The 14627-nt window shown below is 72.5% G+C and carries 8 protein-coding genes and 1 pseudogene; 1 reads left to right on the top strand and 8 read right to left on the bottom strand.

All coding sequences use genetic code 11. From position 1 onward, the window contains the following. Nucleotides 1-219: 219 nt before the first annotated feature. The gene (locus tag BLT97_RS05495; RefSeq protein ID WP_245769142.1) at nt 220-2304 is read left to right on the top strand and encodes an elongation factor G; all 2085 of its coding nucleotides are present in this window, start codon (nt 220-222) and stop codon (nt 2302-2304) included. A 48-nt stretch (nt 2305-2352) separates the two neighbouring features. Here BLT97_RS05495 and BLT97_RS39065 read toward each other — a convergent pair whose 3' ends face one another. The 8 genes and pseudogenes from BLT97_RS39065 to BLT97_RS05535 form a co-directional block, all read right to left on the bottom strand. Further along, the gene (locus BLT97_RS39065; protein ID WP_245769186.1) at nt 2353-4476 is read right to left on the bottom strand and encodes an SWIM zinc finger family protein; all 2124 of its coding nucleotides are present in this window, start codon (nt 4474-4476) and stop codon (nt 2353-2355) included. 416 nt (nt 4477-4892) lie between these two features. Then, nucleotides 4893-7703 (bottom strand): DEAD/DEAH box helicase, encoded by a 2811-nt coding sequence (locus tag BLT97_RS05505; protein WP_093607469.1) that lies wholly within the window; start codon nt 7701-7703, stop codon nt 4893-4895. 223 nt (nt 7704-7926) lie between these two features. After that, complete coding sequence (locus BLT97_RS05510) at nt 7927-8508, bottom strand: sugar kinase (RefSeq protein ID WP_093607470.1); 582 nt, start codon at nt 8506-8508, stop codon at nt 7927-7929. 189 nt (nt 8509-8697) lie between these two features. Then, nucleotides 8698-9825 (bottom strand): annotated as a pseudogene (locus tag BLT97_RS05515) (ROK family glucokinase); the annotation flags it as partial. 586 nt (nt 9826-10411) lie between these two features. Beyond that, entirely contained in the window at nt 10412-11272 is an 861-nt protein-coding gene (locus BLT97_RS05520; RefSeq protein WP_093607471.1) for an ATP-binding cassette domain-containing protein, read from the bottom strand. Then, complete coding sequence (locus tag BLT97_RS05525) at nt 11269-12300, bottom strand: ABC transporter permease (protein WP_093607472.1); 1032 nt, start codon at nt 12298-12300, stop codon at nt 11269-11271. The genes BLT97_RS05520 and BLT97_RS05525 overlap by 4 nt, the downstream gene beginning before the upstream one ends. Before the next feature lie 28 nt (nt 12301-12328). Beyond that, nucleotides 12329-13345 carry a sugar ABC transporter substrate-binding protein gene (locus BLT97_RS05530; RefSeq protein ID WP_093607473.1) on the bottom strand — a complete coding sequence of 339 codons (1017 nt, stop codon included), beginning with the start codon at nt 13343-13345 and terminating at the stop codon, nt 12329-12331. Between the two features lie 164 nt (nt 13346-13509). Beyond that, nucleotides 13510-14508 (bottom strand): substrate-binding domain-containing protein, encoded by a 999-nt coding sequence (locus BLT97_RS05535; protein ID WP_093607474.1) that lies wholly within the window; start codon nt 14506-14508, stop codon nt 13510-13512. Nucleotides 14509-14627: the final 119 nt, after the last annotated feature.

Raw genomic sequence — 14627 nt, forward strand, 5'->3', positions numbered from 1 at the left:
CGGCCGGGCTCGCCGCCGGCGGAGCGGTCCTCCCCGTAGCGAAGCAGCACCTCCCCGGGCCGGGAATTAATCGCTTGCCCCGCCCCCGGACCCGCTGCTGTACTCACACCCGCCGAACGCCGCGACGAAGCGGCGATACGAGGAGGAATCGGAAAATGCGCCAGACGTCCATGTCCCGCTCGCTGACCCCGACCCTCTCCTCGAAGGACATGACGCTTCGTGCTCTCCCACACCCCGTCGCTGAATCTGGGCATTCTGGCCCATGTCGACGCAGGTAAGACCAGTCTGACCGAGCGGCTGCTGCACGCCGCCGGTGTGATCGACGCTCCCGGGAGCGTCGACGAAGGCAGCACACAGACGGATTCGCTCGCTCTGGAGCGCCGTCGCGGGATCACCATCAAGTCGGCGGTGGTCTCGTTCCCGATCGGTCCGCCCGGGGACCGGGTGACCGTCAATCTCATCGACACCCCCGGCCATCCCGACTTCATCGCCGAGGTGGAGCGGGCGCTCGGCGTGCTCGACGGCGCGGTGCTCGTCGTGTCGGCCGTCGAAGGGGTCCAGGCGCAGACGCGGATCCTGCTGCGCACGCTGCGCCGGCTCGGCATCCCGACGCTGATCTTCGTGAACAAGATCGACCGTGGTGGTGCGCGCTTCGACGCCACCTTGCGCCAGATCACCCAGCGCCTGACCCCGGCCGCGCCCGCGATGGGAACGGTGCACGGCATCGGCACCCGTCAGGCGCGCGCACTCCCCCACGGACCCGGGGACGACGGCTTCCGCCGGCGCCTGGCCGAGGTGCTCGCCGAGCAGGACGACGAACTGCTCGGGGCCTACGTCGAGGGCGCGTCCGTGCCGTACCGGCGGCTCATCCGAGGCCTGTCCGAGCAGACGCGGGCGTGCCTGGTGCACCCGGTGTTCTTCGGTTCGGCGGTGACGGGCGCCGGCGTGTCCCCTCTCATGGACGGCATCCGCACGTTGCTGCCGCGTGTGCGGGAGGGCGGCGGACGCGGGCCGCTGTCCGGCACGGTGTTCAAGGTGGAGCGCGGTGGGGCGGGCGAGAAGATCGCGTATGTGCGGATGTTCTCCGGTGCGTTGCGGGTGCGGGAGCGGGTGCCGGTGGGGCGGGTGCCCGGTGGGCCGGACGGATCGGCGTACGCGAGCGGGCGGCTCGTGGGCGAGCGGGGTGCGGACCGGGAGCCCGGGCACGGGCCGTACGAGAGCAAGGTGACCGCGGTCGAGGTCTTCCACGAAGGCGCGGTCGAACGGCGTTCCGAGGTGCGGGCCGGCGAGATCGCGAAGGTGTGGGGGCTCGGCGAGGTACGGATCGGGGACTGGGTGGGCGAGGCCCGCAAGGACTCCCCGGACGCGCACTTCGCGCCGCCCACCCTGGAGACGGTGGTGGTCCCCGGCACGGAGACGGACCGCGGCGCGCTGCACCTCGCACTGGCCCAACTCGCCGAGCAGGACCCGCTGATCGGCCTGCGCCAGGACGACGTGCGCGGCGAGGTGTACCTGTCGCTCTACGGCGAGGTGCAGAAGGAGGTCATCCAGACCACGCTCGCCGAGGAGTTCGGCCTCGACGTCGCCTTCCGCGAGACCACCACGATCTGTGTGGAACGCCCGGTCGGCGTGGGGCACGGCTACGAGAAGGACCTGCCGCCCTTCCTCGGCACGGTGGGGCTGCGCGTCGAACCCGCTCCCCCGGGCAGCGGCGTGGCCTTCGGCCTGGAGGTCGAACTCGGTTCCATGCCGTACGCGTTCTTCAAGGCCGTCGAGGAGACGGTGCACGAAACGCTCGGCCAAGGGCTGCGCGGCTGGCGGGTCCTGGACTGCAAGGTGACGATGACGCACTCGGGGTACTGGCCGCGGCAGAGCCACGCGCATGCGACCTTCGACAAGAGCATGTCGAGTACGGCGCGGGACTTCCGGCAGCTCACCCCGCTGGTCCTGATGGACGCGCTCCGGGGGGCGGGCACGCGGGTCGAGGAACCGGTGCACCACGTCCGCCTCGACCTTCCCGCGGACGCCCTGAGCCCGGTGCTCTCCCTGCTGGGACGGCTGCGTGCCGTGCCAGGGACGCCGGAGATCCGGGGTGCGGTGTGCTCGGTGGAGGCCGAGATCCCGGCGGCGAGCCTGCACCGCCTGGGTCAGCTGCTGCCGGGGCTGACCCGCGGCGAAGGGGTGGTGGAGTCGTCGTTCGCGGGCTACCGCCCGGTGACGGGCGAGCCACCCGCGCGCCCGCGCACGGACCACAACCCGCTGCACCGCAAGGAGTATTTGCTGGTGGTGACGCGGTTGCGGTAGGGCGGGGCGGGCGGCCTGGGGGCTGGGGTTGTGCAGTGCTCGCTTGCGTCAGCCGGTCAGCGCGCCCACGGGGTCGAGGTCTCTCGTGCCGCGGGGCCACCAGTCGTCACGGCCGGGCTCCGACTCGTACGGGTACCAGTAGCCGTCCCTGCCGTAGCGCAGCTGGAGGTGGCCGCCGGGGTGGGTGAGGCGGTTGTGCGAGGGGCGGAACGGCGGGTGTTCGGCCGCGAGGAGCGCCGGGCGCGCCTGGTCGAAGGGGCCGGCCGGAGGATTCCAGGTCTCCTCCAGGACGGCGAGTCCGTCGAGGCCGCCCTGCCGCCAGGCGGCCACGGCGCGCGCGAGGTCGGTGGTCGAACGGCCCGTCGCCTCGGCAAGCCGCGCATACAGCGCGCGGGTCTGGCCGGTGAGCCCGGATCCCGGCTGGGAGGCGGCGATGCGCACCGCGTCCTGCCAGAGCGTGAGTCCGGCGAGCGGGTCCTCGCCGGTGCCCAGGAGTGCGTGGGCGCGGGCGGCCGCGTCGGTCGCCAACTGATCGAGGGCCAGGGGGTCGGGCCCCCCGGGCGCCGCCGGGTAGGCGGGCGGCGGGCCGGGCTGCGCGGGCCTCGGCAGGGGTGCGGGCAGCGGCGGGAGCGCTTGCGCCCGCGCTTCCATGGCCTGCGCCGCGCGGACGCCCGGCATCGGCGGCGCGGCCGGTTCCGCGCGGGCGGCGCGATGGGCGTTGCGGCGCGCGAGGGTGTCGAGCAGCCCGTGCTCGCCCCGGCCGCGGAGCAGCAGGAGCACGAACGGGTCCGCGTCGAGGAGGCGTGCCGTCTGGTAGCAGAGGGCGGCGGCGTGCTTGCACGGGTGGCCGAAGTCCGGGCAGGAACAGTCGGGTTGGAGGTCGCCCGGGCCGGGCAGCAGGTCAACGCCGAGATCCACGAGGCCTTGCGGCAGCTCGCGGTCGAGCAGCGCCGCGAGGTGCCCCGGGTGGTCGGCGGCGGCGTCCAGGAACCGTTCCCAGTCCGCGTCGTCCAGCGTGCGCAGCCTGATCCGCGTCCGGTACGGGCGCTGGCGGCTGCCCTGCACATACGCGAGCACATTGCCGGGCGTCACGGTGATCGCCTCGACATGCCCCTGATCCGCGTACCCACGCCCCCGCTTGAGCCGCGCCGGATCCGCGGCGACCTCTTCGAGGGCCCGCACCCAGGCGTTGCCCCACCAGGTGTCCGCGAACTCTCCCTCGCGGGTGGGGCGTTGGGGCAGCGCGGAGAACGTACGACGCAGGTCGCGCTCGAACCTACGGGAGGTGTCGGCTGCCCTGCTCGCGGAGGCATCGATCGCTCTGCTCGAGGAGGTATCGATCGCCCTGACCGCGGAGGTATCGGGCGCCGTGACCGCGGAGGTATCGGGCGCCCTGACCGCGGAAGCGTCGACACCGCCGAGCTCGCCCCGCCCGGCCGCCTTGCGGCGGGCCGGGCTGCTGAAGTCCGCAGGAGATGCCCCGGACAGGCCCGCGCAAGGCGTCTCTTCCGAGTCCGTAGAGGGCGACTTCGCGGCGTCCGTGCGAAGCGTCTCGGGTGCGCCGGCACGGGGCGTCTCGGGCGAGTCCGTGCGAGGCGGCTGGGGAGCGTCCGCGCGGAGCCTCTCAAGCGAACCCGCACATGGCCCCTCGGGGGCGCCCGCACCTGATTCCACGGGTGCGCCCGCACGCGGACGCTCGACCCCATGCGTACGCGCCTCGCCTGATGCGTCGCCCCTGGCGCCCAGAGCCGGGGCGTCGCCTGTGCCCCCGCGCCCGATGCTCTGCAGGAGCCCGGCAAGATCCGCGGCTGCGGCACGGGGACGGCGCGTGCCGGTCCCGTCCGCGCGCGCCGACTCCCCCTGAGGCCGGTCCCGTTGGGGCTTGGCCCGGCGGGACGTCTGCCCGGTCCGGCTCGGGCGCGTCGAACGCTCCTCCTGGCGCGCCGCCGCCCGCGCCGCCCGCAAGGCCGCGCGGGCTTCATCGGCCTCGTGGCCTTCACGCCGTCCCTGGGGGGACTCATCCTGCGGAGGCGCCCCTTTCGCGCGGCGCTCCTGCGCCGACTCATCGTCGGCATCGGAGTTCTTCAGCGAAGGGTCAGTCGCATCGTCAACGCCCTCGGGAGCAGGGGCACTTGAGGGCACCACCGTCGCGGCCGACCGTGCCGCACGCAGCGCGGCCCGTGCCGCGTCCGCGGGACGTGCGGTCGCGTCCCGGCTCGTGGCCGACGTCTCCGGCGCCCCTGCTTGGCGCGCGGGCTGGGGTGTGGGGTCCGACTCCTCGGCCGAACCGTCGGAGCTCGACGCCGCATCCGCGGACGGTGTACCGGAGTTCGACGCATCAGCCGACGTACCGGCCTCCGACGACGTACCGGAGTCCGGCGACGCGCCGGACGCCGAGCCGTGCCCGGGTGCCGAGCCCGGAGCCGCGGTGCTCGGCTCCCCATCCGCGCCCGACCCGACCGAGGCCGCATCCGAACCCGACCCGACCGAGGCCGTCCTCCCCGCCGCCCGCTCCCGTTCCCGCTCCGCGCGCGCCGCTCGCAGCGCCTCGCGGGCTCGGTCTGCTGGGCTGCCCTTCGGTGTGCTGCTCATGCCGACCTCCTCAGCGACACCAGGTCGGCCAGGTCGCGGTCCGTGAGTTCGGTCAGGGCGGACTCTCCGGAGCCCAGGATCGCCTCGGCCAACTCCCGCTTCGCGGCGAGCATGTCGGCGATACGGTCCTCCACCGTGCCCTCGGTGATCAGGCGGTGCACCTGGACGGGCTGGGTCTGGCCGATGCGGTACGCGCGGTCGGTGGCCTGCTCCTCCACCGCCGGGTTCCACCAGCGGTCGAAGTGGATGACATGGCCGGCCCGGGTGAGGTTGAGCCCCGTGCCCGCCGCCTTCAGGGACAGGACCAGCACCGGGGTCGCGCCTGCCTGGAAGCGGTCGACGAGCTTCTCGCGCTCCGCGACCGGGGTGCCGCCGTGCAGGATCTCGACCGGTACGGCGCGGGTGGCGAGGTGTGCGGCGATGAGCCGGGCCATCCCCACGTACTGCGTGAAGACGAGGACCGAACCGTCCTCCGCGAGGATCGTGTCCACCAGCTCGTCGAGCAGGGCGAGTTTGCCCGAGCGCCCCTCGAGCCGCACCCCGCCGAGCTCCGTGCCGCCGCCCTCCTTGAGGTACTGCGCCGGGTGGTTGCAGATCTGTTTGAGGGCGCCGAGGAGTTTGAGGACGAGGCCGCGCCGGGCGATGCCCTCCGCTGCCTCGATCGCCGCCATGGACTCGCGGACAACCGCCTCGTAGAGCCCGGCCTGCTCGCGCGTGAGGGGCACGGGGTGGTCGGTCTCGGTCTTCGGGGGCAGCTCGGGCACGATGCCGGGGTCGGACTTCTTGCGGCGCAGCAGGAAGGGCCGCACCAGGCGCGCCAACCGCTCGGCGGCGTCCGGGTGTTCGCCTCCCTCGACCGCGCGCGCGTGCCGCGAACGGAACGCCTTGAGCGGTCCGAGCAGCCCGGGCGTCGTCCAGTCGAGAAGGGCCCAGAGCTCCGAGAGATTGTTCTCCACCGGTGTGCCGGTGAGGGCCACGCGGGCGGGTGCGGGGATGGTGCGCAGCGCCTTGGCGGTGGCCGACACCGGGTTCTTCACGTGCTGCGCCTCGTCGGCCACGACCATGCCCCAGGCCTGCTGGGCGAGGCGGGGCGCCGCGCTGCGCATCGTGCCGTAGGTGGTGAGGACGAAGCCGCCTTCGAGGTCGTCGAGGGTGCGGCCCGTGCCGTGGTAGCGGCGCACGGGGACGCCCGGGGCGAACTTCTCGATCTCGCGCTGCCAGTTGCCGAGCAGCGAGGCCGGGCACACGACGAGGGTGGGCTCGCTGCGGGCGCGCTTGAGATGCAGGGCGATGACGGTGATGGTCTTGCCCAGGCCCATGTCGTCGGCGAGGCAGCCGCCGAGGCCGAGCGAGGTCATCTGGTCGAGCCAGGTCAGGCCGCGCAGCTGGTAGTCGCGCAGGGTGGCCCGCAGGCCCGGCGGCGGTTCGGCCGGGGCCAGGGCGGTGGTCAGGCGGGTGCGCAGGGCGGCGAGCGCGCCGACGGGCACGGCCTCGACCTGCTCGCCGTCGACCTCGGCCTCGCCGGTGAGCGCCACCGACAGGGCGTCCACCGGGTCGAGCAGGCCCAGCTCCCGTTTGCGTGCCTTGCGGACGAGCGCGGGGTCGACCAGGACCCAGCAGTCGCGCAGCCGGACGACCGGCCGATGGGACTCCGCGAGCAGGTCCATCTCGGCCTCGCTGAGCGGCTCGCCGCCGAGCGCCAGCTGCCAGCGGAATTCGAGGAGTTGGTCCGCCTCGAAGAAGCCGGTGCCGTCCGTGGCCGAGCCCGGTGCCGGGCGGACGATCGCAGCGGCGGACAGGTCCTGCGCGAGGTCGCGCGGCCAGTGCACGCCCACCCCGGCGGCGGTCAGCCGGGCGGCGGCGGTGCCGAGCAGCTCGTACAACTCCTCCTCGGTGAGGGCCAGTACGTCGGGGGTGTCCCGCTCCGTGAGGCGCTCCAGCGGGGGCCAGACGCGGGCGGCGCGGCGCAGCGCGAGGGCCGCGTCCACCCGGGCGCGCGGCCCGAACACCGCGTCGCCCTCGCCCGCCCACAGCGCCGCCGCGTCGATCACGAGGGTGGGGTCGGCGAGGCTGTGCACCTGGACGATCGCAGCGGCGCCCGGGGCCTGCTCGTCCTCGCTGCGGTCGAAGAGGTGGTAGCCGCTGAGGTCGAGGCGGAACGAGATGCGCACCCCGGTGTCCATGCCGGCTGCCGCTTCCGCCGCCCAGTCTCTCGCCTCGGGCAGCCGCTGCGGGGCACGGGCGGCGAAGGGCGCGCCCACCGCATGGCCGGCCGCGGGGGTGCGGGGCAGGGTGTCGGCGACGGCGTCGAGGAAGGCCCGCATCAAGGCTTCGGGAGCCGGGAGCTGGAGCGGTTTGCTGCCGGGCAGCGGGCTCGCGTGGCCCTCGTACGGCAGGGCGGCGGCGACCGCGCGCAGGTGGCGGATGTCCTCCGCTTCGAGCGGTCCGGCCCGCCAGGCGTCGAGGTCGTCGCCGGTGAGTCCGGGCAGCAGCCGGCCGCGGGCCACCAGGTGCAGGGCGAAGTGGGCGGCAGCGCCCCAGGCGGCGGCAGCGGGGTGGGCCCGCGGTGCGGTGCGGGCGTGCAGCAGGGCCGGGAGTGCCTGCTCCAGGTCGAGTGCGAGGGCGGGCACCTGGACCGTGCGGATTACGGCACCCCTTCTCCGTACGACCGCGAGATCCGTCGGCTGCGGTGCGAGGCCGGCGGGCAGCGGCGCGTCCTCGGGTGACCAGAAGGCCATACGTCCGTCGCGGGGCAGCGGTGCGGGCAGGAAGACGGGGGCGAGGCGCGCGAGCGCGTCGGCGGGCATGATCGCGGCGCACCTCCTCGTCTGGTCCGCGGGCCGCACGACCTGGTCCGGTCATGTGCCGACGACTTTACGGACCGGCACTGACAATCGACGGTCCGCGCAGGTCAGCGCCGTGTCCGCAAGCCGTGGCGCCGGAGGCCGCCCCCTCTGACGAGTCGTCCGTGCAGCAGGACGGTGGGCATGCGGTCTACGGTCCGGTGGGCCGGTGGGCCGGTGGACTGGTCTACGGGGTCGCGGTCGACACCACGTACACCCGGGGCCGCTCGGGGTCCGCGCTGTCGACCACGACGTCCTGCGTCGGGCGCGGGTCCTTCTGCTTGTGGGTCAGGCCCGACCACTGGCCGGGGGCGCTGAAGTCCCAGCCCGCCACACCCTGGTCGCGCTCACTGATCGTGATCTCGCCCGCCTCCAGGTCGGAGGGCTTGCGGTCCAGCTTCGCGAGGAAACGCTTCAGCCCGTACGGCGTCGTCTCGAACTGCACGTAGAGCCGGCTCGTGCGCCAGTTGTTCGTCTCGTAGTACGCCGTCTTGGCGGCGTCCCACGGCAGCCACACCTCGTAGATCCGCCGCTGCAGACGCGTCGGCCAGCCCTCGGTGAGGCCGGTCGCCGAGTACCTCGCCTCCTTGTCGCGCCCGCTGTCGCGGCTCTGGCCGGCTGAGATGGCCAGATAGCCGGCCGGGACGCCGATCAGGAGCACGATGATGATCGCGGTCAGCCAGCGGCGCCGGATCATGTGCCGGCGGTCCTCCTCCGGCCGGCGCGGCGGCTCGTCCGGCGGCGGGGACTGGCGGGGCACGGACGGCATCTACGGGTTTCCTTGCGTGGTGCTGGGGTCGCTGCCGGGGGCGGCGGTGTCTGCGGGGCGCGGGGCGGTGTCGGTGGTCTGCGGGGCGGGTGCTTCCGTAGAGGTAACGCCTGTGCCGGTCTCCGCGGTTCCGGCCGTCTTCCGTGGGTCGGTGTCCAGGTCCCGTGTGTCGCCGAGCGGGGGGATGCGGCCGTTGCGGATCGCCTGGGCGTAGCGCTCGTAGCGTTCGTGGCGCTCGACGCGGCGGCGCTTGGCCCGGCGGAAGCGGCGGGCGACGAGGCGGGCCAGGTCGGCCGCGCCGACCATGCCGGCCTCGGGTCCGAGCTGTGCCTTGGCGATACGGGCCTCCGGACGGTAGCCGCGGCCGGTGAGCTGGCGGCGGAAGGCGTCGCGGGCGGGCACGATCAGGAGGTCGTCGGCCGCGCTGACGCCGCCGCCGATGACGAAGCAGGAGGGGTCGAGCGCGGCGGCGAGGTTGGCGATGCCGACGCCGAGCCACTGGCCGATGTCCTGGAGCAGTTCCACGCACATCGCGTCGCCCTCGCGGGCGAGCTCGGTGATGAGGGGGCCGGTGATGTCGGAGATCTGACCGCCGACGCGCTCGACGATGTTGTACGCGACGGGGGAATCGGCCGCGGCCAGTTCGCGGGCCTCGCGGACCAGGGCGTTGCCCGAGCTGTACTGCTCCCAGCAGCCGCGGTTGCCGCAGGGGCAGCGGTGTCCGCCGGGGACCACCTGCATGTGGCCGAACTCGCCGGCGACGCCGAACTTGCCGCGCTTGACCTGGCCGTTCTCCAGCATGGCGCCGCCGATGCCGGTGCCGAGGGTGATCATGACGAGGTTGTCCTCGCCCTGGCCCGCGCCGAAGCGCCACTCCGCCCAGGCGGCGGTGTTGGCGTCGTTGTCGACGAGGACGGGGACGGCGAGGCGGCCCTCGAGGGCTTCGCGCAGGGGTTCGTTGCGCCAGGCGAGGTGCGGGGCGAACAGGACGCGGTTGCGGTCCGCGTCCACCCAGCCGGCGGCGCCGATGCCGACGGCGTGCACGTCGTGGCGGTCGGAGAGGTCGAGCACCAGTTCGCAGATGGTGTCCTCGACGACCTTGGGGCTCTTGGACTTGTCCGGGGTCTCCGTGCGCAGCTTCTCCAGGATGACGCCGTCCGCGTCGACGACGCCGGCCATCACCTTCGTACCGCCGATGTCGATGCCGACGGTGGGCACGCGGGGGGCGGTGAGGTGCGAGCGGCGCTCGCGCGTGCCGACGGTGCGGAGGGTTGCTCGCGCGGAGCCTCGGTGGGCGAGATCGCGGTAGGTGCTCATCGGGGGCGATTCTATGGGGGTGCGGGGCGTCTGGACGGTTGGCCCGGGCGGGCGGGCTGTCCGGGGCGCGCCCCGTACCCTGCTCCGCCGCTCCGCGGCGGCGTTGTGGTCGGGGGCTGACGCCCCCACCGCCCCCATTCCGGGGCTCCGCCCCTGGACCCCGCCGGAGCTCCGCCGCTCCGCGGCGGTGGGTACGTGTGGGGGCCTGACGGCCCCCGCGCCCCTGGCCGCGGCTCAGCCACCGTTCGGGGGCTCCGCCCCCTGCCCCCCGCCGGAGCTCCGCCGCTCCGCGGCGGTGGGTATGTGTGGGGGCCTGACGGCCCCCACGCCCCTCGGCTCCGCGCCCGCGCCTCGCGTCGGGGGCTCCGCCCCCTGGACCCCCGTCACCGCGGCGTCGCGACCCTCGCGACCCTCGCGACCCTCGCGACCCTCGCGACCCTCGCGACCCTCGCGACCCTCGCGACGAATGGTGCGGGGGGCGGGGGCTCCGAGCAACCGCCGCCGCGCCCAATACCGCGCAAGCCAGAGCCCGGATGTGGGGGCCCGGAGGTGCAGGGGCTCACCGCCCCTGCACCCCTCCGCACCCTCAGGACTCGTCCGTCCGCTCCCCGCCCAGATGCAACGGCTTCGGAGCGCGTTCCAGTTCGTGGCTCAGTTCTTCGAGTTCCGAGCCGCCCGCCATCTGGCGGGTCAGTTCGTCCAGGGTGATGGCGTCCTTCGTGTAGCTGCCCGCCATCGTGCCGCGCTTGAGGAGGACGAAGCGGTCGCCGACCAGGTACGCGTGGTGCGGGTTGTGCGTGATGAGGACCACGGCGAGGCCCGCGTCGCGTGCGGCGGCCACGTACTTGAGGACGACACCCGACTGCTTGACGCCGAGCGCCGCCGTGGGCTCGTCCAGGACGAGGACCTTCGCGCCGAAGTAGACCGCGCGGGCGATCGCCACGCACTGGCGCTCACCGCCCGAGAGCGTGCCGATGGGCTGGTCCACGTCGCGCAGGTCGATGCCCATGCGGAGCAGTTCCGCGCGGGTGGTCTCGCGCATGAAGGCCACGTCCATGCGCTTGAAGGGGCCCGCGCCCTTCGTCGGCTCCGAGCCGAGGAAGAAGTTGCGCCAGACCGGCATCAGCGGGACGACCGCCAGGTCCTGGTAGACCGTGGCGATGCCGCGGTCCAGGGCCTCGCGGGGCTTGCCGAGGCGTACCTCCTCGCCCTCGATGCGGAAGGTGCCCGCATCGTGCTGGTGCAGACCCGCGATGATCTTGATGAGGGTGGACTTGCCCGCGCCGTTGTCGCCGAGGACGCAGGTGACCTCCCCGGCGTGCGCCTCCAAGGAGACGCCTTCGAGGGCGCGGATGTTGCCGTAGTACTTGCTGACGTCGTCGAGCTCGACCAGCGCCTTGCCGGCCGTGGCCGGAGACGTCTCCGTCACCGCAGGAGCCTCGCTCATTTCGTGGCCTCCGCCCGCTTGCGTACCCAGTGGTTCAGGAGCGTGGCGAGCAGCAGCATCGCGCCGAGGAAGAACTTGTACCAGTCGGCGTTCCACTCGGCGAACACGATGCCCTTGCTGACCATGCCGAAGATCAGTGCGCCGAAGGCCGAGCCGATCGCGGAGCCGTAGCCGCCGGTGATCAGGCAGCCGCCGATGACGGCCGCGACGATGTAGATCAGCTCGTTGCCCACGCCTTCGCCGGACTGCACGCGTGCGAAGGAGAACAGCAGGTGCTGGCCGGAGATCCAGGCGCCGAACGCGACGGCCATGTAGAGGCCGATACGGGTCTTCGTGACGGGGACGCCGACCGCGCGGGCCGCGTCACCGTTGCCGCCCACCGCGAAGATCCAGTTGCCCCAGCGGGTGCGGAGCAGGATCCAGGTGGCGAGGGCCACCAGGGCCAGCCACCACAGGATCGTGATCTTGAAGTTGACCCCGCCGATGGAGATCTCCGAGGCGAAGACCGTCTGCGCCGAGGAGAAGCCCTCCATGTCGGCGATCGACTTGGTCTGCACGGTGCCGCTGATCAGCTTGGTCAGGCCGAGGTTCAGGCCCGTCAGCATCAGGAAGGTGCCGAGCGTCACGATGAAGCTGGGCAGTTGCGTCCGGGTCAGCATGAAGCCGTTGAAGATCCCGATGCCCAGCGTGACCAGGAGCGAGACGAAGACGCCCACCCAGACGTTGGCGGTCATCTGGTAGCTGAACATCGAGGACGCGAGCGCCGAGGACGTCACCAAGACGCCCGCCGACAGGTCGAACTCGCCGCCGATCATCAGGAGCGCCACCGGCACCGCCATGATGCCGAGCGTGGAGGCCGCGTAGAGCACGGTGCTCAGCGAGGACATGCGCAGGAAGCTGTCCGCGGCGAACGAGAAGAAGACGAAGACGGCGACGGCGCCCATCACCGCGCCCAGTTCGGGCCGGGACAGGAGCTTCTTCCACACGGACGTTCTCAGCAGCCGCTCGTCGACGGTCGCTGTGCTCATCGGGTCCCCCGTTCCGTACGGACGATGCTCATCGCGTCCCCCGCTGCGTGTACTCGAGCAGCGCGCCCGCGTCCTTCTCGGTGATGATCTGCGGCCCGGTCAGGACGGGCCTGCCGCCGCCGAGCACGTTCGCGTTGTAGCGGTAGAGCCACAGGAGGTCGACAGCCTCGTAGCCCTGGAGGTAGGGCTGCTGGTCGACCGCGAAGCCGTACGTCTTGGCCTGGAGGCCGCGCGCCACGTCCTCGTTGAGGTCGAAGGTGTCCACCTCGGCCTCGCTGCCGGCGTCCTTCTTGGCCTTGACCGCGGCGTCGGCGAAGGGCGCGCCGAGCGTGATCACCGTGTCGATGGCGGAGTCGGCCTGGAGCTTGGCGCCGATGCCGGCCTGGACGTCGGGCATGTTGGTGCCGTCGACGTACAGGTTCTGAAGATCGCCCTTGAAGGTCTTCTTCGCACCGGCACAGCGCTGCTCGTGGCCCACGTTGCCCTGCTCGTGCAGGACACAGAGGGCCTTCTTCCTGCCGCGCTTGGTGAGCTCCTCGCCGACGGCCTCGCCGGCGATCTCCTCGTCCTGGCCGATGTGGCTGAGCGCGCCGAACTCCTTGGACTCGGCGGAGCCGGAGTTCACCGTGATCACGGGGATGCCGGCCTTCTTCGCGTTCGCCATGACGCCCTTCATGGCGTCCGGCTTGGCCAGCGTGACGATCAGGCCGTCGACCTTCTTGTCGATGTACGACTGGACGAGCTGGGCCTGCTGCTGTGCCTGGTCGTCGTGGGCGTACAGGAAGTTGATGTTGTCCTTGACGGCCGCCTGCCTGGCGCCGCTCTGGACGATGTCCCAGAAGCTGTCGCCGTCGCCCGAGTGGGTGACCATGGCGAAGGTCCACCTGGGTGTGTTCACGGCCGCCTTGCCCTGCGCCTCGGCCGAGGCCTTGCGGGCGTCCTCGGCGCGCTTGCCGCCGGTGCTGCTGCACCCCGTGATCGTTGCGCCAAGCACCGCCGCCATCGCGATGGCCGCCATGTTGGCCCACGTCCGAACCCTTGCCACGAAGCCGTGCCCTTCTTGCTGCCTTGCCCGGTGCGCCGCCGCCGCGTATGCGGCAGCGAACGCCCCAGTATTACTGACCGGCGATCTAGGTCGCCGGACAGGTACCGGGTGGCGGCTGGGCCATACGGTCCAGCCGCCACCGGGCAGGGCGAGGGCGGCGGCGGTCACCGCGTGCCGTTCTTCGCCAGCTTCTCGAGCTGCGGGACGTCCTTCTCCGTGACGATCGCGGGGCCGGTGAGGACCTGCTGGCCGCCGCCGATCACGTTGAGGTTCGTCTTGTAGAGCCACAGGCCGTCGACCGCGAGGTAGCCCTGGAGGTAGGGCTGCTGGTCCACGGCGAAGGTGATCGCCTTGTTCTTCATCTGCTCGGTGACGGCCTCGTTCAGGTCGAAGGTGGAGACCTCGGCCTTGCTGCCGGAGTCGGCCTTGGCCTTGATCGCGGCCTCGGCGATGCCGGCGTTCAGCGTGACGATGGCGTCGATGTCGTCGGTGGCCTGGAGCTTGGCGGCGATCTGCGACTGGGTCTGGGGCATGTCGGTGCCGGGCACGTTGATGTTCTCGGTGGCGCCGCCGAAGGCCTTCTTGACGCCCGCGCAGCGGTCCTCGAGCGAGACGTTGCCCTGCTCGTGGATCACGCACAGGGCTTTCTTGCGGTTCGTCTTGCCGAGCTCGGCGCCGACCGCCTCGCCCGCGACGGACTCGTCCTGGCCGATGTGGTTGAGCGCCCCGTACTCCTTGGAGAACTGGCCGCCGGAGTTGATGGTGACCACCGGGATGCCGGCGGCCTTCGCCTTGGCGAGGACGTCCTTCATGGCCTCGGGCTTGGCGAGCGTGACGATGATCCCGTCGACCTTCTTGTCGATGTACGACTGGACGTGCTGGGCCTGCTGCTGCGCCTGGTCGTCGCTCGCGTACAGGAACTCGACGTTGTCCTTGTCGGCGGCGGCCTGCGCGCCCTTCTGCACGATGTCCCAGAAGGCGTCGCCCTTGCCGGAGTGCGTGACCATCGCGATCGTCAGCTTCGGCCCGGAGACCTTGCCGCCCTTGCCGCCCTCGTCCGGCTTCTCCTCGGACCCCTTGCCTCCGGAGTCACTGCACCCCGCGACGAGTACGGCGGCCGTCGCGAAGGCGGCTATCGCTGCTGCGGTACGGCGTGTACGCATGGTGGACCCACCTCTTCTCCCGGCCGCCGGGATGCGGCTGGACGTGTTGTAGCGGGGGCACCGGACGCCGTCAATGCGTTTGTCAGAACATTCGGACTTCGTTACCCAGTCGCGTCGGC

The organism is Streptomyces indicus (assembly GCF_900100315.1).
GTDB lineage: Bacteria > Actinomycetota > Actinomycetes > Streptomycetales > Streptomycetaceae > Streptomyces > Streptomyces indicus.

What these genes read in the sequence shown, in the direction of transcription:
- BLT97_RS05505 (WP_093607469.1), bottom strand. Translation starts at nt 7,703, where the DNA reads ATGCCCGCCGACGCGCTCGCGCGCCTCGCCCCCGTCTTCCTGCCCGCA.
- BLT97_RS05510 (WP_093607470.1), bottom strand. Translation starts at nt 8,508, where the DNA reads ATGCCGTCCGTGCCCCGCCAGTCCCCGCCGCCGGACGAGCCGCCGCGC.
- BLT97_RS05520 (WP_093607471.1), bottom strand. Translation starts at nt 11,272, where the DNA reads ATGAGCGAGGCTCCTGCGGTGACGGAGACGTCTCCGGCCACGGCCGGC.
- BLT97_RS05525 (WP_093607472.1), bottom strand. Translation starts at nt 12,300, where the DNA reads ATGAGCACAGCGACCGTCGACGAGCGGCTGCTGAGAACGTCCGTGTGG.
- BLT97_RS05535 (WP_093607474.1), bottom strand. Translation starts at nt 14,508, where the DNA reads ATGCGTACACGCCGTACCGCAGCAGCGATAGCCGCCTTCGCGACGGCC.